This is a genomic window from Paenibacillus terrae (genome assembly GCF_005217525.1).
GTDB classification, from domain to species: Bacteria; Bacillota; Bacilli; order Paenibacillales; family Paenibacillaceae; genus Paenibacillus; species Paenibacillus terrae_C.
Genome location: NZ_PNXQ01000015.1, coordinates 84,854 through 110,644, shown reverse-complemented (window position 1 = coordinate 110,644; position 25,791 = coordinate 84,854). Strand labels below are relative to the sequence as shown.

The window sequence follows — 25,791 nt, the reverse complement described above, 5'->3', positions numbered from 1 at the left end:
TCAGCCTCCCATTCAAAATGAAGAATGATTTATGGTAAAAAACAGCTCGCAATCCACGCTTGCAGCGCCGCCACAGCGATCCGAGTCCAGCCCTAACGATGTTTTGTACAGCACAAACGGTACCCCGTCATGATCCATATGCTGCACAGCCTCCACCTCCAGACTCAGCACGCTGGCATCATAATCCAGCCTGACCACCGCACTCGCTCCCTTCCATTCTACGAAGCCCGCGCCCGTGTAAGGCTGAATACGACTGATCAAGCGCTCTTCTACATCCCACGTTTTCCTGCTCCCGTCAAAAGACGTCTCAAACTCAAAATGATCTGTGACGGTAAGCTTCGCCTCCTCATTCCCCTCCAACACATGCCATGCAAATGAGCGGGTGAACAGCGCCAATTCTTCTATGGGATACGCAGATGTCAAATCCAGCTTAAACCTTGTGTCCGCCTGTGCCGACCCTCGCTCTCCCATGGCAATATCCAGCACAGCTGCCTGTGCCTCCGCGCCTGATTGCTGCATGGTCCCGTTAATAACAGGCACAGAATGACCACCAGAGGAAATGTTGATGATCGACTCTCGCCCCGGTGAAAAATAGGCTTTCGTATATAAGCCGGCTCCCAGATCACACAGCAGATTTTCACCACTGCCATGAAGGATAAAATGCCCCAGATCATTATGATTGTGCGGCTCGTCGTTATGCCCCCCCTTAGCTGAAAAGGCAAATATAGCGGTCTGTTCAACTGTTGGAGTTCCAGATATGCCGTGATTGGGGCTGTGACTGCGGCACATCAACCACCCGAGTTGTGGCAAATAATCGACTACAGCCTCACTGTTCCCAAAGTCCAACGGATCCGTCCAGACCAAATTGCGCAATACATGCGCCCAACGACGGCAAGGGTCCTCCACCAGACCCGGTACACGGAAAGGCAGTGTGGACGGTCGTCCTTGCAAAGCATTTAAACGAGAGATGAGTCCAGAAGGAAGACGTTCGGTTTCACTGCTGTCCGAATAATTGGAAAAAATACCATCCGACAGATGAACCCGCTCCGCAAAGGCTGCTATTTGCCTAATCTTTTCCGAGCTGAGGACATCCGCAGCCCCCTCGGTAAGCTCTCCCAGCATATCGGCAAAATAGATAAAATAGCCGAAGCCGTACACCCAGTAGCCGACTCCTTCGGGACAACCACCGTCCTCCCTGTAGCCTGCCAGGAAGCAGTCCAGCGCACCGAGCATTTTCTCGATAGCCGCAGCTTTGCGTGGATCGTCTTCTGCCAGCAGCAACACGGCAATTCCGCAGCCGGAAGCGCATACAGCCGCCCAGTTGTGATCCGCCGTTTCCCACTGAAAATGACGCGGCTCCCAGAATACAGGTTCTAAAACACGTCGTTCTACCTCACCACGCACCTGAGCAACCACATGGCTATCCAGTTGCTCACCAAGCAGCAATATGATTTCAGCCAGCGTTTGCGCGGTTTCGGAAGCGAATAAATCCACCTGCTGCCAGGGCAGCGTCACTATGTCCTCTTCTCTGACATGTGCAGGAAGTGCCCATGTATACTCCCCGCAGATGTCCAGCAGACCGTTTTCCACCTCTTTGATCCGCCAAGACTCCGGCTCGGCAGTGGCTGCCAGCACTAAAGCAACCAGACGTCCACGCCGTTCAAAGTACACATCCTCATACGGCTTGCGCTCCCCTGTATTCGCAAACTGACGGAACAGAGACAACGAAAGCGTCGGCCATGGCGTTTCCCGGTTATTCTCACAGACACGCTCAATATCCTTCCAAAGCCCGGCGTATATCGGCTCAGAAACAGTCACCCGCAGTCTTTTCGTCCACTCATGCCTCAACCGCTGCCTTGCTGCATCTGACGCGCCGCCAGCCAGCACCGTGACGAGCCGCGAAGCAGGCCAAGCCTCCTTCAAAAGACTCATTTGTATTTCCTCCCCATGAGACACATTCGTTTCGCCTTCTTTTTTGTTAACGCTTTCATTGTATCTAACAATCAGCCTAAATTCAAAGGGGTAGCAAACAATATCGCAAAATGCAAAAGAACCTCCACGCCACGTTGCTATGGTCATGGAAGTTCTTATTTTACGCTATTGCCAAGCTTCGTCAGATTCGCCGGACTTATCGTTCTAGACCTTTGACTTTTCTGGCTTCCAGTTTTTAATCCCGTCATCCTCCAGAATACCAAGTGCTGCATCTGAGATATTAGGATCACGTAACAGAGCATCCTCGACTCTGAATTTGATATCGTCTGCATCTGCCAGTGTCATGCCCGGTGTAAGTTCGATCAGCCCTTCTACGTGATAATAGCGTCCCTCCTGCAAAATACGCATTTGATAAATATCCGTCACATGCGTATCTGCAAGAATAATGGAAGCCACACGTTCTTCGATATCAGGGGGAGCAGATACCCCAATCAAGCCCACCATATTGTCGTAGCCAACCCGAAACGCAACGCCTATCATAAGACAACCGATGAGAATACTCGATATCCCATCCAGCAGCTTAAAATCTGTCAGCGAGGTAACCACAACCGCCAGCAAAGCAAGCACACCACCCGTTGTTGCTACCAAATCCTCATAAAACACCAGACGAGTTGGCGGCGCAGCACGTCCCACATGGCGAAACGCAGAGGTAAAAATACCAAACCCCTTCGCCTCCACTCTGGATTCATGCAGTACTTCCTTCATCGCTTTACTCCATACAAACCCGTCAACCACCAGCGACAAAATCAGGACCACCACATTAATCCAAAATCCATGTGTGGATTCAGCCGGATGCTGCAACAAATGGATGCCTTCTAATGCGGTTTCATAGGCCATGATCGTCACGACAATAACCGCGACCATACAAAACAGGTTAATTACCCGTCCAAAACCGGTAGGAAAGCGTTTTGTCGGCTTTTTCTCTGCCAGCACACTGCCCGCGAATACAAACATCTGGTTCACCGCATCTGCAATCGAATGCATCATGGTGGCAAACATGGAACCGCTGCCTGTCAAGGCAAAAGCAATCCCCTTAATTATCGCAATACCGGTATTACCCAGTGCCGCCGAGCCTGAGGACTTGTTCCCCTTTTTCACCAGACTCCAAAATGAATCCTTATTCTGCTGCTCATCCATCCTGTAGCTTCCTCCTGAGGTATACATAATCTGATATCGCCACATTATGTAATCTTTTGCTATGTAATATTTTTAGCCCGTCCATATTTTACCTAACCACTCGGGAAGAATCAATACATACAGCGATATAAGCGCCATAAAAAAAGAATGCTCCACGTCATCCTGTGACGCGAAGCATTTCCTGTCTACTCCTCTACGATACATTGCATCAGGTTAAGAGCACGGATAACCTTATTACCAGCTGGCTTTCGTAACGCCTGGAATTTGGCCCTTATGAGCCAGCTCGCGGAACGCGATACGGGACAGCTTGAACCTGCGCAGGTATCCTCTCGGTCTGCCTGTCAGCTCGCAACGACTTTTCAGTCGAGTCAGGGAAGAATCACGCGGAAGCTTTTGCAATGCTTCGTAATCCCCTTTTGCTTTCAGCTCACGTCTCAGGTCTGCATATTTAGCTACAATTTCCTGACGTTTCTTCTCTTTAACTACTTTCGACTTCTTGGCCATGTAAAGCTCCTCCTTGTGATATATGCCAATCATGGACATAAACATGATCTTCATTTAAATAGTAATAATTACGATTACTATTTAATATAACGTTGTTTCAGGTGAGTTGTCAACCCAATCAGAATTCCATACTACCGCTGCTATTGCGGAATCATATTGGCAACACTGCTCATTCGTAATTATCAGAAACCCTCGCAAGCTCTCATTCTGTAATTCAGTACAGCAAAAAAGGCCAACCAGCAAAAGCTGGCAGACCCAGTTCACACGGAGATAACCTTTCCAATGAAGAAAGATGCCTCCTTATGACTCATATTGCTACTCATGTTGCTTCAAGTTGTTGAAGCCGCGCTGAATAAAACTTGTAAACATTGCTTTTTCCTCAGGGGTAAAACCACCCAAAAGCTTGTTATTGAAGTCTTTAACCGTTTGTATAACATCCTGCTCCAATTTTCTTGACTGATCGGTGGGAAATAGTTGAATTTCTCGTTTGTCATGTTCATTTTGTTTGCGAAGGAGCAGCCCTTTTTTCTCCATCCGTTTGATGACCCCGGAGGCTGTTGAGACCTTCACATCCAATACCTCCTGAATCCTAGATAACGCAATACCTTCTTCTTCCCATACGATCGATAAGACCGCCCACTGGCTCAATGTAATATCAAATTGGAACAATAGCTCTCTTTCCAGTTGGTTAGACCCAATATGTGCGAGTCTATTCAGCAAAAAACCATGGCTTCTAAATAAATTCATCCATTATGCATCCTTATATTTAAGTAGTTGTTCCTCTGTCCAATCAAACATGACTTGATGAGCATAGGAATGATTGCCTTCCTGGCAATGCTCTTGAGCGCCGAATGTAGTATCAAAAATATGAACATCATAAGGCCCTCCCAGATGATCCTTCAAATAAGTCAATTGATCCTCTGTAACAAAATGATCGTGTGTTCCGACCAACAATAACGTCGGGCATTCAATCAGGTTTGCAATCCCTTTCACGGTGAATGGTTTGATTTTAGCCGGCAATTCCGACATTTTCTTGCAACCGAACACCCAAAATCCATTTTGAATCAGCCAACGCGTATTCGCATCCAGCCTGGAGCTGTCCAATGTGATGGTGCCCGGGCTGGATGCGAGTTTTTCCATCATTGGATTTTTTTGACTAATTGATTCCCACACATCAGTAAATACATCAAACAAGATACAAGCATTTATTCTTTTCTCAAAGGCAGCTGCTCTTGCCGCATAATAACCGCCCAAGCTCATGCCCAATAAAGCTACAAATTGGTTCGTATCTATTACGGTATGGTCTTGCAAATAATCAAGAGCAGCACTTATCGGCTTTTCAAAATCATATCGGGCTACAGTTTTTTGAATGCGAATGGCTTCTCCTTGACCAGGACCATCAAAAATCAAAACATTGAAACCTCTCTTCAGGGCAGCCGCACCACCAGCGAAGTACAGTTCTTCCACTGTAGAGTCATATCCGCCAACGAAAATCAGGGTTGGTGCGTCTTTGCCAACGGTAAATAAATAGCTGCTCAAATATCCGTCTTCAAAAGGAATATTAATTGGCTCACCATGTTCATCCATGAGCTGCAGGGCTTGTCTGAATGTGTCTACGCTTTTTTTGTAGCACTCCATTCGGATCGGCTCGTCATTTTTCAAGAAAAACTCGGCTGTGCGGTAGTAATTGCTTGCACGCAGAAAAGCTTCTTTGGCACTGACTGTATGCTTGCCTTGTAATGACTTGTTAGCCAATGCGCTTACCTTCTCTGCCATGTCATACCATTCTTTATACCAACTACCGAAATCTCCTTCTGTAATGCGATTGGCAACACCTTGTACTTCTCCCAGCTCTGCACCTTGATAATTATAATAGTTCAAAGTGCGGATAGTTTCAAACTCAAAAGCTTGGTCTTCAAAGAAAATACTCATAACCATTCTCCTCCTCAAGAGATCATAAATAATACATAGCATACTATCGAAAAATAATATAGCATGCTATGTATTAAACTGTCAAATGGAGTTACAAGAAAAGCTCCCGCAGCTTTGAGCCACAGGAGCCTCACTAAAGAATTTAAATTTTAAAATACCGTTCTGAAAGTTTCATTTTATGGGAGTGAAATACTTCTTCTAAAGGAATGTCATATTTATTGGCTATCACAATTAGGTTACCTAATACATCACCTAATTCTTCAATAAGCTCCTGTTTGTTTTCCTCAAATGAGCCCTTTGGCTTCAAAATGTACGGGCTTAGCTCTGTTCATTCAGCCAAATGGCAAGCCACCCAATGATCTGGTCGAGCCTCACGATAGAGAGGCACTTCCCTGGTGCAGCGGTCAATCGCAAAGGGGCAGCGAGTATGGAACTTGCAGCCGGAAGGTGGATTCACCGGACTTGGGATGTCTCCTTTGAGCAAAATCCGCTCTCTTTTCAGCTTCGGCACCGGGATGGGTACAGCCGACAGCAGCGCCTTCGTATATGGATGCAGTGGATTCCCGAACAGCTCGTCACGCGAAGCCGTTTCGGCCATGGAGCCTAGATACATCACTCCTATGCGGGAGCACAGATGCTCCACCACGCTCAAATCATGCGAGATGAACAAATACGTCAGCCCCCGCTCGGCCTGTAGCTTGGAGAACAGGTTGATAATCTGCGCCTGAATAGACACGTCCAGCGCCGATACCGGCTCATCTGCGATGATCAGATCCGGCTGGAGCGCCAGCGCGCGGGCAATGCCGATCCGTTGGCGCTGCCCCCCCGAAAATTCATGCGGAAAACGGTCGATATGATACTCCGACAATCCGCACAGCTTGAGCACGTCCAGTACAATCTGCCGGATCTCCCCTTTCGTCGCTATACCGTGATCCAGCAGCGCCTCCCCAATGGCATCTCCGATGCGCACACGTGGGTTCAGTGAGCTGTATGGGTCCTGAAAGATCAGCTGGATTTTAGGACGTAGCTCCTGCATCCCTTTGGCGGACAGGCTGTGCAAGTCCACTCCTTTGTATTTAATGGTGCCGTCCGTCTTGTCCGTCAATCTGACAATCGTGCGGCCTACCGTGCTTTTGCCGCTTCCCGATTCGCCCACCAAACCGAAGGTTTCCCCCTGCCGGATCGTAAAGCTGATATCGTCCACTGCCCGCACATGCCCTGTGGTACGATTCATAAACCCGGACTTGACCGGAAAATACGTTTTTAAGCGGTCGATTTCCAGCAATGGCTCAGCCATGAACAACCGCCTCCTCATATAACCAGCAGGATGCCTTTTGCTGTGCTGAAACTTCTTTTAATACAGGCTCCTTCACTCGGCAAATGTCCATGCAATGCCCGCAGCGGTCATGAAAATAGCAGGATGTTGTCAGCTCCAGTGGATTAGGCACTTGTCCAGGGATGGAGTAGAGTTCCTTTTGCCGCTGATTCAGCACGGGCTTGGATTTCAGCAACCCTTGCGTGTAGGGATGCTTGGGATGATTAAATAGCCGTACCACTTCGCCTTCCTCGACGATCTTGCCTGCGTACATCACAATTACATAATCTGCCATTTCCGCAACAACGCCCAGATCATGGGTGATCAGCATCAGCGACATTTGGGATTGCGCCTTGAATTCACGCAGCATATCGAGAATTTGCGCCTGTATCGTCACGTCCAGCGCCGTCGTCGGCTCATCAGCAATAAGCAGCTTGGGTCCGCAGGACACGGCAATGGCAATCATGATGCGCTGTAGCATTCCACCGCTCAGCTCATGCGGATAGCTTTTCATAATCTGCTCGGATCGGGAAATACCTACCTGTTCGATTAGCTCCAGCGCCCGCTTGTGCGCTTGCTTGCGGTCCATTTTCAGATGCTCCATCAGCGGTTCGGATAACTGTTCCCCAATGGTCATGACCGGATTCAGCGATGACATCGGCTCCTGAAAAATCATGGATATCTCATGACCGCGAATCGTGCGCATCTCATTTCTGCTGAGCCCCAGCAGATCGGTATCCTCAAAACGGATGCTTCCGCCTGCCACTTTACCGCCGGGGCTCTGGATCAGGCCCATGATTGACATCGCAGTGATGCTTTTGCCACAGCCTGATTCGCCGACAATACATACCGTCTCCCCCGACTTCACACGGAAGCTGACATCATCCACCGCCTTGACCGTGCCTTCTTCTGTATAAAAATGAGTGCTTAAATGCTCAATCGAAAGTAAATTGTTCATGGTGTATGATCACCTACCTCTTATGTTTCGGGTCAAGTACGTCCCGCAGTCCGTCACCAAAAATATTGATGGCGATGACCGTAGCAAAAATGGAAAGGCCGGGCGGTATCCACATCCACGGACGCTGCTGAAAATCCAGCACATTGTTGGCCGCATCAATCATGTTGCCCCAAGTCGGTGTTGTAGGTAGCACGCCAAGGCCGAAGAAGCTAAGTACAGATTCACTCAGGATAGCTCCGCCAATGTTCAAGGTGGCGATAACAATCAGCAACGGCATAATATTAGGAAATAGATGCTTGAACAGCTTGCGTCGATTCGACAGTCCCAGCACTGTTGCAGCCTGCATAAATTCACGCTCCCGCAAACTAAGCATCTGACCTCTCACCATCCGCGCGATCCCCGGCCAATTGACCAGACTGAGCATCAGCATAACGATATACATACGTTGATCCGGGGGAACCTTCCAGTCGGACAGTAGCGCGCCCATAATGAACAGCAGCGGCAAGCTCGGAATGGTCAGCAGCAAATCAGCGATCCGCATAATGATCTGATCCGCAATCCCGCGAAAAAACGCCGATATGACGCCCAGCGTAGCTCCCAAAAAGACAGACAACACCATAGATGCCAGTCCCACGGTAAGGGAAATTTGACCTGCCTGCATCACGCGGGTCAGCACATCCCGTCCCAGCTTATCCGTTCCCAGCCAGTGGTGGATATTAGGTGCCTTGTTCATCATCAATATATTCGTTTTGTTATCAGCATAGGGAGAAAATAACGGACCGATAAAACAGAGCAAAAACATAAATACAACGACGAGCAGCCCGATCATAGCCAGCTTGTTTCTAAACAGCAGGCGTAGCGCCTGCCGCCACATTGAAGATTTTGCAGCTATTCGAAGCTTGCCGCTGCTTTTGCTCAAATTACTGCTAACGGATGACATTCCATAGCCCCCTCCTTACACCTTCACACGCGGGTCCGCGATACGATACAGGATATCGGATAACAGCGTCCCAATGACGCTCAAGATGGCAATCAGCATCGTAAAGCCCATGAGCAGAGGGTAATCGCGAAGCGAAAAGGATTGCATGTACAGCTGACCAATTCCCGGCCAGTTGAAAATCTTCTCAATAATAAGCGATCCGCCAAACAATGCAGGCAATTCGAAGCCAATCAGCGTAATTGCAGGCAGCAACGCATTTCTCAATGCGTGGGTAAAGAGTACCTTTCTTTCTTTTAAGCCCTTCGCGCGGGCCGTACGGATATAATCCTGCTGAATCACGTCGATCATATTGCTGCGGAAGTAACGGGTCAGTGAACCCAGTCCCAGCAGCGTCATAACGGTCACCGGCAGGATCATATGCTGAAGGACCTCCTTCACATACTCCATGCCTGTAGCATTACTGCCTGTATTGAGCATACCGCCCGGCGGCAGCCATTTGAGATCGACCGCTGCAACTTTGATCAGATACAGCCCGATAAAAAAAGATGGAACAGACATCGCGGCAAAAATAAGCACCATGACGAGGGTATCGAACCACGAATACTGCTTATAAGCAGCAACCACACCAATAATGACGGCAATTACCCACGTCAGGAAGGTCGATACAATCGCCAGTAAAAACGAGTTCCAGATATATTCATTAAACAAGGTCAGCACTGGCTTTTGCTGGGCAAGTGAATAACCAAAATTGCCATGCAGCGCATTCCACAGCCAGCTTCCGTAGCGTTCCAGAATGGGCTTGTTCAGTCCGTAGATTTCCCTCAGCTCTGCCTTTCTCTCTGGCGACAACTTCAGATTACCGCTGATGAAATCCCCCGGTGTCATGGCGTACAGGAAAAAAATCATCATCGAAGCTGCCAACAAAATAATCATCATGTACGTCAGTCTTTTCGTTAAAAACGAGCTCATGACAGACTCCTTTCATTTCCCCCATTTGGGAGGCCCCTTGATCCGAACCTGACGATTTTTCACAAGGGGCTCGCAAGCATGGCTTTATTTAAGGGACCATTCAAACAGATTGCCGGACAAGCCAATGAACGGACTGACCTTTACATGTTCCATACGGCCATTGTAGGCATACACCGTCTTCTTGTAATTGGTGAAAATAACGGGCAATTCATCATTTAATAGCACATATAATTCTTTATATACTTGCTTGCGTTCTTCAATATTCGTCGTAGACAAGCCTTTTTCATATAACTCTTTGACCTTTTTATTGTTATACCCTTTGACTTCTCCATTGACGAATTGCTCGATTCCATCAGATGGATCCGTCAGCATGCCCGTCGAGAAGGCAGCCAAATCATAATCCTTGCCTTCTACTTTGGCGACCATGGCATTAAAGTCTGCAAAGATTTCCGGTTGCAGATCAACGCCAATCGCTTTGTAGTTTTCTGCCGCAAGCGCAATAAAAGCATCTGTCTCTGGACGCTTGGAGGTCAGCAAGTGAATGGTCAGCTTCTGGCCGTTTCTCTCACGGATACCGTCACTTCCTTCTACCCAACCCGCTTCATCCAGCAGTTTTTTTGCTTTTTCCGGGTCGTAGTTGTATGGGTTGATTCCGTCTGTCGTATAAGACCAAAATATAGGAGAAGCTGGAATGTTAGCCACCGCTCCTGCTCCCTGGGCTGCATCTACATAAATGGTTTTGCGATCCAGACCATAAGTTAGCGCCTGACGAACCTTTTTATCCTTCAGCTTTTCATTTTCCAGATTGACTTGCAAATATCCATAAGTGCTCGGGGTGTAAGGCAAAATGTTCAAAAAGCCAAGTCCTTTCAGCTTGTCGATGTTTTCCTGAGTTGCGGTGAAGGAAGCGAAATCGGTATCACCCGTTTCAATAAACTGCCAGGCATCGCCTTCCGCTGTTTTGTAGATGAAATGCTGTGTTTTCGGTTTGCCTTTGAAGAAGTTTTCATTCGCTTCCAAACGAACCTCTTGCCCCGGAATGAACTTCTCTAGCTTGTAAGCGCCATTACCCAAAGGACTACCATGCAGGTTTTTAAAGTAATCCAGTTGTCCAAACTTGTAATCCTTGCCGTAGTAGGCTTTGGACAAGACATCGGAGCCCAGAGTTGTCAACGCCAGGGCGTTCGCCTTCTCCAGCGTTACCGAGATCGTTTGCGGATCAATGACCTTGATCCCGTCAATTAGTTTCGCTTTGCCCTCGGTATAGGCATTGCCGCCTTTAATGTTCAATTTGCGGATTGGGCTGTCTCCAGCATAGGCTTTGTCATAAATCAGCGTCCATGTAAAAGCGACATCCTCTGCCGTTAGAGGCGAACCGTCGCTGAATTTCGTATCTGGAACCAGATGAAACGTGTACGTCAGATTATCCTTGGAGATATCCCAGCTCTTAGCCAGATTCGGCAGCGGAAGTCCCTTCTCATCTACCGTGACCAGAGGAGTCCACAACTGCGAAATCACGTTGCCGTCATAGCCGCTTTGGTTGAAATACGGAGTGAACACCCCTGCCGGGTCGGTCAGACCGACAATAATCGTGTCGTTTCTCTTTTTGGACACATCCGGCAGCTTGGTCAAATCCGATGCTTGCACCAGACTTGTCAAAGGCTGCGCAGTAGCAGCCGTCTGTGCAGCCTCATTACCCTGCGGAGTGGTGCTGTTAGCACTGTCCGATCCACCGCTAGAGCAAGCTGCTAATAAGGTTGAGCTTACTAGTAGTAAACTGCTTAGTAGAATGATTCCTTTTTTCAAAATAATCCCCCCGTGTTAATTAGTTAAATTCCGATCAAACAAGTTGTAATTAGTAAGATAAATCCCATTATAGGAATCTAATGCGGTTCTGTAAAGGGAGAACTCAACTTTTTTTACATAAAAACAAAAAAACGCCGGATCATCTGGATTCCATCTCCAGGTGACCTGCGTCTATTCATTTAAAGTATTAAAGTCCTGCCAGTTGACGCAGCTTAATTACGCTCCATATAGCCGAGGATGCTGCTATGCATTTCATTCACAGCCGAAAGCCGTGCACTGTAGCCGAGCAATGTTTCGCCATCAAAATGAGCATGGATGAAACCAGAGGCACGAAGCTTAAAAATATGGTCGTGCGTGATTCCCTTGGACAGCTTGAGATGACGGACAATTTCAATAAAGGTACGCGGGTTCTGGCTTTGGTACAAATATTTTAAAATCTTGAGCCTGCTCTTCTCCCCCAAGCTTCGAATCATCCGGTATTCCTGTGGGGATAAGAAGTCGTCTTCCTGAACATAAATTCCTGCCGAATAATGGCACAGCAGGAGTGATCCAAACCGGTAAATGATATTAATCGGTTGAAAATGGTATTGCGGCACCAGCAACACCCGCGCTAGACCCTCGGAAGGCTCAAACCGGAAGCCATTGGTTGTACGATCCACCCATTCCACAGTGCTATAGACATCCTTCTCTTTGTTTCTCTGTTCAGCTTCCTGCTCCAGCCCGCTTAGAATACTCGAATCCACATGCCGAAAATACTCCTCATACCAGCCGGATAACAGCTGCAAAGCAAGCCTGCGGAGCTTTTCCATATCGTCAGGCAGCGGAATACCGTAGGCTAGTGCCTGTTCATTCAGTTCCAGCGTTGTCCGGCTCTCCAGACGATCTACAACCTCCGCAATGCCTACTTGATCTGTAAGCATGCAGACGAGTCCGTAGATGACCTTCCAGTCTGCATTGATTTCCATAGATGCCAGCAATCGGGACAAACTTGGAGACAGCGTATCACGCACTTGCTCCGCCCAATCGGATGATAAATCAGTCTTCTTGTAAGCCTTGCGGCAAATAAAGGTATGCAAACTGCTGAGCAACTCAAACACTGGTCCATAAGCTACATCTACACCATAAGGAGTATTCACGTCGTAACTCATCGTTATCTGTCCTCTTTTCTTTCATGTCTGACGTTCATTATACATATTATTGTACGTCCGTTCATTTCCAGTAATCCTTGCATACAAATATGAACGAAACAAGCGCCGTAATCAAGATACAAAAAAAGCCTGATAGGATCAGACTCCAGTTGTTCCAGCTATGAATTAAACAAGGCTGTCTCCCGCAATATCGCAAGAGACAACCTTGTTTAGCATAAGCTGAGCTTTATAGAGTTATTTATTAATAGCTGCTACTTTCCACTCCAGAATTCCGGTAGATGCGGAACCCTTGGATACCATTTCAATTCTTAATTTCGTTGTTTTCACAGGCGTAAAAGTGGTCGTATTATATTGATCTGCCGCAGTGCCCAATCCTTTGGCCTGCTTGACATTAGACCAGCCTTGACCATTCCAATACTTAATCTTGTAAGACTTGGGAACATCAATGCCAGCGCCATCCTTGAACCAATAGATATCCGTTTGAGATACCGTATGTTCTTGATCAAAATCGTATTGAACCCATTGTGTTCCCACCTCAGGCCAGTTGCCATACACGGCATGACTTCTGTCATCAGAACTAGTTGGATCAAAGCCATCATTGAGTGCACTCACATTTTCCCAGGATGAAGTATAAGAGCTGCTAGCTGTTGCCGCAGACGCAATGTTCACGATTTCATTAGGATCTGTTTCAATTGGACCCTCGTCGTCTTTAGTCGTGGTTGGGAAACGAGACGTATCCTTTTTGATTTGACTCCAGGTATAACGCAGCATCCAAACATCCCAGTCGGTGATATGATTCGAATTCCCGGCCCACATAATGGTGTTGGTGGGGAAGCCACCCGGTGGACGCTCGTGTTCTTCATAGAAATCGTTTAATCCAAATCCATGCCCAATCTCATGTTCAGTAATCTCAATCTCATCAGCGTTCACCGTACTCAGAATGTATGCATCACTCATACGCTGTCCCCAGTCGCCGCCGGCTCCCCCACCAAAATTTTCTGTAGCCCAAAGATACATATCAAAGCGTTTATCCAATCCACCCGGATACGAATAGTTGGGGTTTGAAAAATGCTCAAATCTGGATATTTCATCAGGCGCAATGGGAAGTGCAGCAGGAATTTCCGGTTGTTCGGAAGCTAATCCATCTGAAATTGTATCCGTATAAACAACCTCATCAGGCTGCTTGTCCAGCAGCAGTGACGGATTAGCAACAGCCCAGCCTACCACTTTAACCTTAATATCCTTATAGGGCCATCCATCATATCCCTGGAGATGCTCCGTCCAATGGTTCATCTGACGATCTAGCATTCTAGCTATATCTTGACGCTGCTTAAGCGTAACTGGCTTAGAAGATTGCCAACGCACTACATAATTTAGAGTTCCTTTTCCCGCAAAAATTTGATCAAAAATCAAATTTTTGCGGTTAGTCGAGCCTTCGGTCAGCATTCTATTCTTCCAAACCCACTCCACCGATGATTTGAGATAGGATGGCATATCAGCCAGTGTCGAATCACTTATTGCTGCAACCGCTACACTTCCATTTTCTGAAGAAGCCGCAGACATGATCGTAGCATTTCCCATCAGCAATGAACTGGCGATCACCGCTGAAAAGGAAGCCATCATCATACCTTTTCTATTCAGCATACATATACCTCCATAACTTTTTATATGATCACAGTAGTTTTTCTGAAATAATTAACTCCATCACCTCTTTTTCGTGTTTATGTAATGATCTATAAGATCAACGATAATCTATCAATCCTCCTTGTCGTTTTTTGTAAATAATCACAAATCATATTATCACTGGATTATTGCATCGTCAATATTTTCCTTAATGAATTAAAATAGGTATTACGAGATCATATTGGAATAAAGTCGTCCCTACATGTGCAAAAAACTGGGATTTTGTGAAATGAAAAAACCGCTTCTCCACTAAAATCAATTCCATCACAGAATTTGATTTTGGAAGAAACGGTCCTATTCATCAGCTTTTTAACACTATTCTACGTCTCTTTTATCGGGCAAGAAAACGAGAGGGATCCTTCTTGACCTGGCTCCAGGTATAACGCAACATCCAGGTATCCCACTCTGTTATCTTGGAAGAATTTCCGGCCCACATAATGGTTGGCGTAGGAAACCCACCGGGTGGACGATCACTCTCTTCATAAAAGTCTGGCAAGCCAAATCCATGCCCCATCTCATGCTCTGTAATATGGACTTCATCAGAGTTCAGGGTGCTCAGGATATAATCATCGGACATACGTTGTCCCCAGTCACCACCGGCTCCACCTTGAAAATTGGCAGTCCCCCATAAATACATATCAAACCGCTTGTCCAAACCACCGGGATAAGTATAGTTTGGATCTGTAAAATGCTCAAATCTGGAAAGCGCGTCAGGAGCAACTGGAAGTTTAGCAGGGATATTCGGGTTGGTTTTGCTTAAATCATCTGTAATCGCGTCTGTGTAAACGTTTTCATTTGATTGTTTGTTAAGAATCTGAGACGGATTTGCAACAGCCCAGCCTACTATTTTTACTGTAATATTGTCATAAGGCCAGCCATCATACCCTTTCAACTGCTTATTCCAATTATTGACTTGGCGACTCAGCATGGAGGCCATATCCTTGCGTTGCTGAAGCGTGAGATTTTTGGGAGATTGCCAGCGTACCACATAATTTAGAGTGCCTTTTCCTGCATATATTTGATCAAAAATCAAATTTTTACGGTTGGTCGAGCCTTCTTTAACGATTCTATTCTTCCAAACCCATTCTACGGATGGCTTAAATTTTGCAGGTATATCCGTAGCAGCCAAGCTAACACTCGTGGACTCTATTTCAGAAGTGCTTTCCAAATTAGAAGCTACTGCACCAACATTAGCCCCGCCAACCAGTAAAGAAGCAGCCACTACCAATGAAAAAGAAGCCATCATCATTCCTTTTTTCTTCGGCATTTCTTTAACCTCCATATCATTTTATTTGATTGTTGTATTCATTAAATAGCAATCGGAATCTCTTACCTCTCCCCTTTCTTTTGATTTGAAAAAAAATACAATTTTGTATTTTCATTAGGATATTATAACGTCAATATTTTCCTTTATGCTTTAGAAAAAGGTTATTCTTTTGATCTTTTAACAAATCAAAAACCCCTTCTCTATACAAGAAGGGGCCTAGCATTGAAGGATTAGACTCACGTCCTGCCTTACTCTATGGATACTAATGCCGATTCTGCCAGTGAAGCCAGCAGCTTCGCTGTTCCCGGCAACGCGCGTTCGTCCAGATCGAAGGCTGGATGATGCCATTCCTGACTCCCCGAAGTGCCAACAAAGACGAACACACCAGGGATGCTTTTCTGGTAAAGCCCGAAATCCTCACTCGCCGAGGAAGGCACGGGGCGAACGACCTCCAGACCAGCCGCTTGGGCCGCCTGCTCCGCGATGACGGCCAGCTTGCCGTCATTCAGTACAGGTGGCGGTCCTTCGATCCAGCGGATATTCGCTTTTGTGCCAAAAGCATCGGCCACGCCCTTTACCACCTGCTCGAAGCGCTCAGCCACCTGTGCGCGCACGTTCTCGTCGAACGTCCGGATCGTGCCTTCCAGATGGGCACGGTCCGGAATGATGTTCCAGGCGTTGCCGCTGTGAAGCTTCGTCACGCTAATCACCGCGCTGTCCAGCGGGTTGACGCTCCGACTCACGATGGATTGCAGCGCCGTGATAATGTGCGACGACACGACGATCGGGTCAATCCCTGCTTGCGGCACCGCCGCATGCGTGCTCAGACCCTCTACCTCGATGTAAAAGCCGTCTGCCGCCGCCATCAGCGGGCCTTCCTTGATGCCGACCGTGCCTACAGGCAGGTCCGGCTTGTTATGCAGGCCGAATATGGCCTGCACGCCTGCCAGCGCTCCGCTGTCCAGCACCTGGGCTGCGCCCTTGGCCTTTTCCTCCGCTGGCTGAAACACCAGGAGAACCGTGCCTTTCAGCTCCTGCTCCCGTTCTTTTAACCATACGGCAGCTCCAAAGAGGGACGCCGTATGAAAATCATGTCCGCAGGCATGCATTTTGCCCGGATGCAGCGAAGCATAGGGCAAGCCCGTCTCCTCCTGAATCGGCAATGCATCAATGTCCGCGCGAAGTGCTACAATCGGCCCTTCCTGCTGCCCGCCGATTTCCGCTACCACCCCGGTGCGCAGCGGCACTTCCAGGATGGTTATGTTCTGTTCTTCCAGCAGACGGCGGATATAGGCGGTAGTTTCAACCTCCTCGTTAGACAGCTCGGGATTTTGGTGAAGATGGCGACGAATGTTCACCAGCCTCTGCTCCAAAACCTGCTCCTTTGTCCCGGTTGATCCGCTCATCCCTATTCCTCCTTTGTGATTCCAAAATGGTAACAACGTTCTCAAGCCAACGACATCTAGGACTGCACAGGCAAACCGGCAAAAGCTTCATGCAACAGTTCAAATGAACGCACGCGCTTTCCAATATCCCGTATTCCCGTCGTTACGATCAGCTCATCAGCCTGATATTTTGCTTGAATTTCCGTCAATGCAGCATAGATTTCCTCTTTATTTCCCTTGTTGATTTGCGCCTGTGTAACTTCAATTGTATATTCTTCACCCGATTGCTTAGCGAACTCCTCTGCACTTTCCAGCGTGCCCACCGTAGCCGTTTTACCGCTGGCCAGATGAATTTTGTACAGTTTGTGCTCACCTGCCAACTCCGCAGCTTCCTCGGAAGTATCAGCTACAATGACGGATAGTGCAAAAAGAGCCTTCGGCTCACGTCCATGACTATAATCGAATGACTCCCGATACGTGCGGAATGCATCCAATGCGACCTGCTCGCTACTATTGATAAACTGCGAGAAAACATAAGGCAACCCCAAACGTGCAGCAATTCCTGCGCTGTCTGCACTCGTGCCCAAAACATAAATATCCGCTGGTGTTTCCGGAATTGGATTAGCCTGTAGCCCTGCTAGCGGTCCTTCTTCAGACGGAATATTATGAATATAACGACTCACTTCATCAATCTTTTCTTCAAGAGAAGGCGCATCATGCACGTTGCGTTGTAACGCCTGTGTGGATTTCGGTAGACCGCCCGGCGCACGTCCAATGCCCAAATCTACGCGACCTGGTGCAAGAGACGCCAGTACATTGAAATTTTCGGCCACTTTATAAGAACTATAATGCTGAAGCATAACTCCGCCAGAACCGATTTTAATACGCTCGGTGCGTGCCAGCAGATGAGAAATGAGTACCTCCGGCGAAGAGCCTGCAACCTGCTCGGAATCATGATGCTCCGATACCCAAAAGCGTGAAAATCCCAGCTCATCTATACGCTGCGCCAGCTTTATCGTGTTTCGAAGCGCCTGTGCCGCTGTTTCCCCCTCGTGTATGGGGCTTTGATCCAATACTCCGATCTTAATACTCATGTCTCCCTCTCCCATCTAAATTGAATAGTTATATTCCGGTGTAATCCGTTTCAGGAATTGCTTCGTGCGTTCCTCTTGGGGACGATTGAAAATGTCGTCCGGGCTGCCTTCTTCGATAATGTGGCCATCATCCATAAATACCACGTGATTGGAAACATCCCGCGCAAAGCCCATCTCATGCGTGACGACAATCATCGTAATTCCTTCCTTTGCAATCTTGCGAATAACCGACAGCACCTCACCGACCAGTTCAGGATCTAGCGCCGATGTCGGCTCATCGAACAAAATCACTTCCGGGTTCAGTGCCAAAGCGCGCGCAATACCGACACGCTGCTGCTGTCCACCGGATAGCTGACTCGGATAATGATTCAGCTTTTCGCCCAGACCGACCTTTTCGAGCACTTCGATACTGATCTTCTTCGCTTCCTCCTGCTTCACCTTGCGGACGACGACAAGCCCTTCCATCACGTTTTCCAGCGCCGTTTTATGCTTGAACAGATTGTATTGCTGGAATACCATGGCCGTTTTTTGGCGCAGAGCCAAAACATCCTTCTTCGCAGGCCGCTTGCAGTTTACTGTAAAATTGCCAATGCTGACCTCCCCGTCATTCGGCTTTTCCAGATAATTGATGCAGCGCAGCAACGTCGTTTTCCCCGAGCCGCTCGGTCCGAGAATGACAACGACCTCTCCCTTATTCACAGTTAAATCAATGCCTTTGAGCACCTCATGCTTGCCGAACGATTTCGTTATATTTTGCAGACGGATCATGATGCTCTCCCCCCATTAAACACATTGATTTTTTTCTCCACCAAGCCGGAAATTCGTTCAATCAGCACCGTTAAACCCCAGAAAATCAGTGCTGCCGCGATATAAACCTCCAGGTACTTCCAGTTTGTAGATGCTAAAATTTCAGCCTGAGCCTGGATTTCCGTGACGGAAACGGTAAAGGCCAACGTAGAGCCGTGAAGCATCCCAATAACGGAATTCGTCAGGTTTGGCAGACTGACCACGAACGCCTGCGGAAACACGATACGCCGCAGCACTTGCCACGTCGTCATGCCAACCGCATAAGCCGCCTCGATTTGCCCCCGGTTCACCGATTGAATCCCGGAACGGACCACCTCGGACATATACGCGCCACTTGTAATCGAGAACGAAATGAGTGCGAATACCATATAGGGAACATCTTTGGAATGAAACGACCAGCCAAAATGCTTGGCTCCCGCATCAATGAACAAAGGTAAACTGAAATAAATAAGCAGCAAATGCATCAGCATCGGCGTACCCCGAATAAAGGTAACGTAGCCATGGGAAATCTGGGACAACACAGGCACCTTATAAATTCGGGCCAGAGCCGTTATAATTCCGATGACCAGTCCCGCCAGTACGGAGACCACCGTAATGATTAACGTGTTGGGCAACGCCGAGAACAACCCCAGAAAGGCGGTATATATAAATCCAAAATCCAGACTCATATGCTCTTGCCTCCTTTACTCAAACGGGGGTTCAGATAACGCACCACAAAACTTTTTCGTTTCCTGCGCTCGCTTTGGACTGTATCCCGATGCTCATGCCTAAGAAGCGTATTTTCCAGTACCTTGAACAGTTTTTGCAAAACCATACTGACGACCAGATAAATAAGAGACAACGCGATATAGGTTTCAACAAAATGCTGGGTAGCCGCGCCCAGTGTCTGCGATTTCCCCGTCATCTCCATAGCTCCAATGGTAAACGCCAGCGAAGTATCCTTCAGATTGGCGATGACCAGATTGGAAAATACCGGAACCACAACAGCCAGCGCTTGCGGCAATATGATACGTGAAAAAGTCTGATAGCCTGACATGCCGACCGACTGTGCTGCCTCGATTTGTCCCCGATCTACCGCCTCTACACCCGATCGGATAATCTCGGAAATAAAGGCCCCGCTGTTTAGCGCATAGGTCGCTACGGCAAACCACAACACATCCCATCTGGAGGAATTGATATCTACCAGCTTCAGCAGCTCAGGCAAGCCGTAATACACCAGAAAGAGCTGGATCAGAATAGGTGTTCCACGAAAAAATGAAACATACACCTGTGAGACACGTTTGAGAAAAGGAATATTATACATACGAGGCAGCGCAACCAGCAAACCGATGATTAGTCCTAACAAAAGCGAGCTAGCCACAATAAACAATGTGATGTGTAAATAAGACAGCATTTTCGGGATAAAGCTAAAAACATAATCAATATTAAACTCTCTGCTCATATGCCTGCCTCCTTTCCTATACATCAGCGGTCAGAATACACGGGGTACCCTGACCGCTGAAATATTCAAGCTTATCGCTATTTCTTGCTGCTTGTTCCTTCTTTTTTCACATCTTCCAGAGACTTCGTGAAATCTTCTCCAAGCCATTTAATGCTCAGCTTCGACAATGTACCGTCGTCCTTCACTTCCTGAATAGCTTTATCCAGATCATCTGCCAATCCTTGCTCATTTTTGTTCAGTACATACAATACATCCGATTGAGTCAAAGGATCACCGACGGTTTTCAGAGCTACTTCTCCTTTTTCATCGGTGTTAAAGCGGTTCGCAAAGTCTGTCGTAATGGTAGCGTCTATACGGCCGCTCGTAATCTGTTGCACCGTATCATTGGCAGCACCACTTGTATAGACAATGTTCAGGGCATCTCCATGCGTCTTGTTGTATTCCTTCAACACATACGCCGCATTACTCGTCGGGCTGGTGAGTACCTTTTTGCCTTTCAGATCATCAATCGAGTGAATGGTATTGTTATCCTTTGCTACTGCGACTCTGTTCAGGAAAATGCTGTACGGATTTTTGTTGAACAGATACTTCGCTTCACGCTCCGGGTTTTTTTCCATTTGATGCGATACCAGATCAATTTTACCGGCATCCAGACTCAGCAACAGATTGCCGAAGTCCATCGTTTTAAATTCAAATTCGTATTGAGGCAGGCGCTTGTCCAGCTCCTTAATCAGCTCAACGTCAAAGCCTGTTAAATTTCCGTTTTCGTCAATAAAGCATACATTTTTAAATTGAGTGCCTGTACCTACAATAATTTTTTTCACGTCTCCGTTGGAACCGGACGCGCCAGACGCGTTAGACGCATTATCAGAGGAGCCGCAGCCTGCCAACACCAGAATAATCGCCATAACGGATAACATTGCAAACCACTTTTTCATATGAATCCCCCTCGTCTCTTTGTATATCAGCAGTTTGCGACATACATGGTAGCTGCCACATTAATAAATTAATAATTCCTATGAGTTTAATCGGTTTTAGGATGTGACTAATTTAACACCTGCGCTCATTTACGTCAATCCACCAGGCAATAGAACATTTCTATAACACCATTGAAAAATCAAAAGCATATTTGAAAAGAACATTTCATCCATTACATACAATCAGGATTTTGCAAACTCCTCACATTTGCAAAAAAACGGTTTACAAAATAGCGCCCCGAAATCCTTCTGTCAGTGCATCTGCAAAATCCGAGTTCACCGCACAGTCTTCCTTGGTCGCCACAATGCTAATCTGCATGGACACCCCGGCTACCTCTGGTACATGAATACGGAACAGTTTTTTATCCTTCACCTCACGGTTCACGCAAACGTCCGGCAAAAAGGCAATCCCCGCTGCTTCCAGCACCAGCTTCTTGGCTGTAACCACATTATCTACCTGAAAGGCAATATTCGGCGGTTGCTCCAGTGATTCAAAAGACCGATGAATCCTCATCCAGTCCAATGATCCGCATTCAAAAAAGACCAGCGTTTCATGCTGAATATCCTGTATGCTGGCCTTTCCAGTCTTCATAAACGGATGACCGTCGTATACATATAGGGAAATGGGATCTTCATAAAAAGCAAGCGTACGAATGGCCGGATGCATCACTTTACGGACAAAACTAATGTCTACCTCACGGTTCAACAGCTTATGTACCAGTTGATCCGTTGTAGCCGTCACAATTTTGTAGTTAATCTCCGGATAACGAGCGCGGAGCTGCTTTAATATCTCAGGAATGATATAGTTCGACACCGATATCGTGCAGCCGATTCGAATTTGCTGAGGAGTTTTTTTGCGCTGTTGAAGCTTTTGCTTCCCTTTTTGCAGCACTTGAAGCATTTGCTCGGCATAAGGAAGAAACTTTCGTCCATCCTCCGTCAAAATGGTTTGCTTGCTTTGGCGGTCGAACAGCTTACATTCCAGCTCGCGCTCCAGCGTCTGGATCCGTGCTGTGACAGAGGGCTGTGACAAGAACAACGCTTCTGCCGCCTTGTTAAAACTGCCATAATGATTCACGTATACAAAGGCTTCCATATTCTCGATATTCATACACAAGTCCCCCAGTGAGTTTCAAATACATTTTATCCAATGCGCTAACTTGGTTTTTTTGTATCATAAAACTCACTGAACGCCCTGTCAATGTAAAAATTGAAAATATTTATGACTTCAATAGCTCCGTCAGCTCTTTTACAGAGCGATCCAGCCGTGAAACCAGTTCCTCCGACAGCCCATATGCTCCATCCGGCAACCGTTCAATCCACTGATCTACCGCATACACACCGCCGAGAACATGTCTTCCTCCCAACGCGTTAACCACTGGCTTCAAAGCGTAATCAATGACCAGCAGGTGAGCCAGCGTACCTCCGATAAATAAAGGAAGTACGGGCTTACCTCGCAGCCCCTCCTGCGGCACCAAATCCAAAAATATCTTTAACAAGCCGGAATAGGCTGCTTTGTACACGGGAGAAGCCACGATAATGGCGTCTGCTGCTGCAATCAACGCAAGTGCTGCTGTAATATCGGGACTGTTAAAGTTAGCCCTCACCAGATCCTCGGCTGGCAAGTCGACCACATTCAGCAATGTGACCTCCGCTCCAGCCTGCTGCAATTGCTCGGTCGTATAGTTAATCAAGCCGTATAGACGGGATTGTGTCGACGGACTGCCTGACAGGATGACAACCTTGGACATGCTTTTCCCTCCTTCTGTTATGCGTCTATCTTCACTTTAGATTTAGCAGCTGTGTAGCGGTTCTCAGGAATCGGTACACCCAGGTTTTCACGCAATGTGCTAAATTCATAATCCTGACGGTAAATGCCGCGCTCCTGCAAAATAGGCACCACCAGGTTTACGAAATCATGCAGACCCGACGGTACATCAGAACCGATAATGAACCCGTCCGCTCCTTTTCTTTCAAACCATTCCTGCACCCGATCCGCCACCTGCTCAGCTGTACCGATAAACGCGGTTCTAGGTGTTGCCGAACGCAATGCCACCTCGCGTAGTGTCAGATTTTGCTCTTTGGCTGTCCGTTTGATTTTATCCGTGCCGCTGCGGAAGGAATTGCTGCCGATACCATCTAGCTCTGGGAATGGCTCATCCAGCGGATATTGTGAGAAATCATGATGATCGAAGTAACGGCCCAAATATTTTAAAGCAGCCTCAATCGTAACCAAATTGGTAATCTCCTCATACTTACGCTCTGCTTCTTCCGTCGTGCTGCCAATAATCGGTGAAATGCCCGGTAAGATGACAATATCCTCTTCGGATCTGCCATAACGTACCGCTCGTTCCTTCACATCACGGTAAAACTGCTGCGCTTCCTCCAGCGTTTCATGTCCCGTAAATACAGCATCCGCTTCCTTGGCAGCCAGATTTTTGCCATCCTCCGAGGAACCTGCCTGGAAAATAACCGGCTGTCCCTGCTTGGATCGTCCAATGTTCAACGGACCCTGTACAGAGAAAAACTCGCCTTTATGGTTCAGGGTATGCAGCTTTTCAGGGTCAAAGAACACGCCGGATTCCTTATCACGAACGAACGCATCCTCTTCCCACGAATCCCACAGTCCTTTGGTTACCTGCAAATATTCCTCCGCAATTTTGTAGCGCTCTGGATGTGAAGGATGCTCACCTTTGTTAAAGTTAAGGGCGGAGCCTTCCAGCGGGGAAGTCACCACATTCCAGCCTGCACGTCCTCCACTGATATGGTCAATGGAAGAAAACTGACGTGCTACTGTAAACGGTTCGCTGTAGGAAGTCGACAGCGTGCCAACCAGCCCGATATGCTTCGTTACCCCGGCCAAAGCGGATAAAATCGTAATCGGCTCAAAACGGTTGAGAAAGTGGGGAATGGATTTCTCGTTAATGAACAAACCGTCTGCGATAAAAACAAGGTCAAACTTGCCTTCCTCCGCCTTCTGCGCCTGTGTTTTATAAAATTCAAAATTAACACTCGCGTCCACAGGCACTTCAGGGTGACGCCAAGTCGTCATGCTTCCTCCAACACCGTGAATAATGGCACCAAATTTGATTTGTCTATCTTTAGCCATGAAATGTTCACACCTCTCTTGAAAATAATTGTTACCCACCGGCAAATCATTTGTTTTCAAGGCAGCTTAGCTGCTAAATCTTTTTAGGAAGTTACACTTATGCAAGCAGCTATACCTGGATTCTTTTAGGAAGTTTACTCTTTTGCAGCGCAGTCTACACTGCCTATGTTGGATAAGCAGCGCAGCCTTCTCCCCTTATACCGCCTGATTGTAACTTTCCAGCACTTTACCCAGCTCTTCCAGATCCGGGTTGAGTAGTGCCTCATATTTGTTATCCCCGCCTACCTCAACAACAGGGACAAAACGAACACCATATTTAGTCTCCAGTACGTCACGCAGGGCATCATTTCCGTCCACCTGAATATTTTCATAGGGCTGATTTTGGGATTCCAGATACGATTTGATCTCTCCACAAAAGTGACAGCCTGTTTTACTCCACAATATAACTTTAGGTTTGGATGACATATACATACCTCCGTGAAATTAATGTCTATAATCCCGATGAATTAAATAAGAATTATAGCTATAATGTATCCTGCCTGCGCTTTTCCGTCAATCGCCTGTGTAATAGACATTGATAATGCAACGATAGAAAATTTTAATGCGGTAGTTTCTTTGTACACTGGCAAGATTGCTGATTTGAAATTGCTCTTGGGATTGTTGCAATATGCTTATTTAAATCGTTTAAAGGCAGATGAGTTAATTAAAATAAGAGGGATTGGAGTTTAAACGAACCTTGGTGCGGACATGCTTGGAATATCAGCGCATTTGCAGCAGAATGAAATGAAATGAGGTTGAATATATGCAGGATTGGGCCGAGGTTGCTTTACGCACATTAATGGCTGTCGCTGTATTATTTTTAATTACCAAAATGCTTGGAAAACGTCAGGTTTCCCAGCTCTCCTTGTTCGAATATATCACCGGAATAACGATGGGTAACCTGGCCGCTACCATTCCTATGGAACGAGAATCCACTTGGTACTTGGGTTTTATAGCTTTGGCAGTATGGGTCCTAACAACATTTGTCATTGAAATATTGCAAATTAAAAGCAAGAAGGTTAGGGATTTTGCCGATGGAAAAACCAGAACCCTGATCAAAGACGGCAAAATTTTAGAGGATAATCTGCGAAAGGAACGACTTACGCTGGATGAACTCATGGAGCAGTTGCGGAGCAAGAATGTATTCAAGGTGTCTGACGTGGAATTTGCCATTATGGAAACCAGCGGTGAAGTCAATGTGCTATTAACCAAAGAAAAACAGCCCTTAACGCCTAAGGATCTGAATATGCGGCAACTACCGGAAAAGGAACCAACAGCCATTATTATG

25 protein-coding genes and 1 pseudogene are annotated in these 25,791 nt (G+C 47.1%); 1 reads left to right on the top strand and 25 read right to left on the bottom strand.

The window, feature by feature from the left end; translation table 11 throughout:
- Positions 1-12: 12 nt before the first annotated feature.
- From C1I60_RS17680 to C1I60_RS17565, 25 genes and pseudogenes are all read right to left on the bottom strand, one after another.
- Entirely contained in the window at positions 13-1,932 is a 1,920-nt protein-coding gene (locus C1I60_RS17680; protein WP_137062917.1) for a heparinase II/III family protein, read from the bottom strand.
- Positions 1,933-2,136: 204 nt separating this feature from the next.
- Positions 2,137-3,129 carry a cation diffusion facilitator family transporter gene (locus C1I60_RS17675; RefSeq protein WP_137062916.1) on the bottom strand — a complete coding sequence of 331 codons (993 nt, stop codon included), beginning with the start codon at positions 3,127-3,129 and terminating at the stop codon, positions 2,137-2,139.
- Between the two features lie 72 nt (positions 3,130-3,201).
- On the bottom strand, positions 3,202-3,333 hold the full coding sequence (locus C1I60_RS26205; protein WP_289306530.1) for a hypothetical protein: 132 nt from the start codon (positions 3,331-3,333) through the stop codon (positions 3,202-3,204).
- Positions 3,334-3,363: 30 nt separating this feature from the next.
- Positions 3,364-3,633 carry a 30S ribosomal protein S14 gene (rpsN, locus tag C1I60_RS17670; RefSeq protein WP_137062915.1) on the bottom strand — a complete coding sequence of 90 codons (270 nt, stop codon included), beginning with the start codon at positions 3,631-3,633 and terminating at the stop codon, positions 3,364-3,366.
- A 315-nt stretch (positions 3,634-3,948) separates the two neighbouring features.
- Entirely contained in the window at positions 3,949-4,380 is a 432-nt protein-coding gene (locus C1I60_RS17665) for a MarR family winged helix-turn-helix transcriptional regulator (protein ID WP_137062914.1), read from the bottom strand.
- Between the two features lie 3 nt (positions 4,381-4,383).
- Positions 4,384-5,565: an alpha/beta hydrolase family protein gene (locus tag C1I60_RS17660; protein WP_137062913.1), complete on the bottom strand. Its 1,182-nt coding sequence runs from the start codon at positions 5,563-5,565 to the stop codon at positions 4,384-4,386.
- Positions 5,566-5,707: 142 nt separating this feature from the next.
- Positions 5,708-5,857: pseudogene (locus C1I60_RS17655) on the bottom strand (MazG nucleotide pyrophosphohydrolase domain-containing protein); the annotation flags it as partial.
- Between the two features lie 36 nt (positions 5,858-5,893).
- Positions 5,894-6,862 (bottom strand): ABC transporter ATP-binding protein, encoded by a 969-nt coding sequence (locus C1I60_RS17650; protein WP_137062911.1) that lies wholly within the window; start codon positions 6,860-6,862, stop codon positions 5,894-5,896.
- Positions 6,855-7,838, bottom strand: coding sequence for an ABC transporter ATP-binding protein (locus tag C1I60_RS17645; RefSeq protein WP_137062910.1), 984 nt, complete (start codon positions 7,836-7,838; stop codon positions 6,855-6,857). The genes C1I60_RS17650 and C1I60_RS17645 overlap by 8 nt, the downstream gene beginning before the upstream one ends.
- A gap of 13 nt (positions 7,839-7,851) precedes the next feature.
- Positions 7,852-8,778, bottom strand: coding sequence for an oligopeptide ABC transporter permease (opp4C, locus tag C1I60_RS17640; protein ID WP_137062909.1), 927 nt, complete (start codon positions 8,776-8,778; stop codon positions 7,852-7,854).
- A gap of 15 nt (positions 8,779-8,793) precedes the next feature.
- On the bottom strand, positions 8,794-9,747 hold the full coding sequence (locus C1I60_RS17635) for an ABC transporter permease (protein ID WP_137062908.1): 954 nt from the start codon (positions 9,745-9,747) through the stop codon (positions 8,794-8,796).
- Between the two features lie 84 nt (positions 9,748-9,831).
- Positions 9,832-11,553: an ABC transporter substrate-binding protein gene (locus C1I60_RS17630; RefSeq protein ID WP_170970842.1), complete on the bottom strand. Its 1,722-nt coding sequence runs from the start codon at positions 11,551-11,553 to the stop codon at positions 9,832-9,834.
- A gap of 212 nt (positions 11,554-11,765) precedes the next feature.
- A complete protein-coding gene (locus tag C1I60_RS17625) occupies positions 11,766-12,701 on the bottom strand; it encodes an ArsR family transcriptional regulator (protein WP_137062906.1) in 936 nt (311 codons plus the stop codon).
- 234 nt (positions 12,702-12,935) lie between these two features.
- Complete coding sequence (locus C1I60_RS17620; RefSeq protein ID WP_137062905.1) at positions 12,936-14,345, bottom strand: discoidin domain-containing protein; 1,410 nt, start codon at positions 14,343-14,345, stop codon at positions 12,936-12,938.
- A gap of 370 nt (positions 14,346-14,715) precedes the next feature.
- The gene (locus C1I60_RS17615; protein ID WP_137062904.1) at positions 14,716-15,651 is read right to left on the bottom strand and encodes a dockerin; all 936 of its coding nucleotides are present in this window, start codon (positions 15,649-15,651) and stop codon (positions 14,716-14,718) included.
- 248 nt (positions 15,652-15,899) lie between these two features.
- Positions 15,900-17,057, bottom strand: a complete 1,158-nt coding sequence (locus C1I60_RS17610) for an amidohydrolase (RefSeq protein WP_137062933.1) — start codon at positions 17,055-17,057, stop codon at positions 15,900-15,902.
- 56 nt (positions 17,058-17,113) lie between these two features.
- Entirely contained in the window at positions 17,114-18,130 is a 1,017-nt protein-coding gene (locus C1I60_RS17605) for an LLM class flavin-dependent oxidoreductase (protein WP_137062903.1), read from the bottom strand.
- Between the two features lie 15 nt (positions 18,131-18,145).
- Complete coding sequence (locus C1I60_RS17600; protein ID WP_137062902.1) at positions 18,146-18,898, bottom strand: amino acid ABC transporter ATP-binding protein; 753 nt, start codon at positions 18,896-18,898, stop codon at positions 18,146-18,148.
- On the bottom strand, positions 18,895-19,605 hold the full coding sequence (locus C1I60_RS17595) for an amino acid ABC transporter permease (RefSeq protein WP_044645547.1): 711 nt from the start codon (positions 19,603-19,605) through the stop codon (positions 18,895-18,897). The genes C1I60_RS17600 and C1I60_RS17595 overlap by 4 nt, the downstream gene beginning before the upstream one ends.
- Entirely contained in the window at positions 19,602-20,378 is a 777-nt protein-coding gene (locus tag C1I60_RS17590) for an amino acid ABC transporter permease (protein ID WP_137062901.1), read from the bottom strand. Before C1I60_RS17590 ends, C1I60_RS17595 begins: the two co-directional genes overlap by 4 nt.
- A 77-nt stretch (positions 20,379-20,455) precedes the next feature.
- The gene (locus tag C1I60_RS17585) at positions 20,456-21,316 is read right to left on the bottom strand and encodes a transporter substrate-binding domain-containing protein (RefSeq protein ID WP_137062900.1); all 861 of its coding nucleotides are present in this window, start codon (positions 21,314-21,316) and stop codon (positions 20,456-20,458) included.
- A 262-nt stretch (positions 21,317-21,578) separates the two neighbouring features.
- A complete protein-coding gene (locus C1I60_RS17580) occupies positions 21,579-22,466 on the bottom strand; it encodes a LysR family transcriptional regulator (protein WP_137062899.1) in 888 nt (295 codons plus the stop codon).
- A 109-nt stretch (positions 22,467-22,575) separates the two neighbouring features.
- Positions 22,576-23,106, bottom strand: coding sequence for an NADPH-dependent FMN reductase (gene ssuE / locus C1I60_RS17575; RefSeq protein WP_137062898.1), 531 nt, complete (start codon positions 23,104-23,106; stop codon positions 22,576-22,578).
- Positions 23,107-23,123: 17 nt separating this feature from the next.
- A complete protein-coding gene (locus tag C1I60_RS17570; RefSeq protein ID WP_137062897.1) occupies positions 23,124-24,464 on the bottom strand; it encodes an LLM class flavin-dependent oxidoreductase in 1,341 nt (446 codons plus the stop codon).
- A 195-nt stretch (positions 24,465-24,659) separates the two neighbouring features.
- Positions 24,660-24,929 (bottom strand): glutaredoxin family protein, encoded by a 270-nt coding sequence (locus tag C1I60_RS17565; protein ID WP_137062896.1) that lies wholly within the window; start codon positions 24,927-24,929, stop codon positions 24,660-24,662.
- A gap of 337 nt (positions 24,930-25,266) precedes the next feature.
- Here C1I60_RS17565 and C1I60_RS25785 point away from each other — a divergent pair.
- The coding region (locus C1I60_RS25785) for a DUF421 domain-containing protein (protein ID WP_252361762.1) at positions 25,267-25,791 on the top strand (525 nt) is incomplete at its 3' end.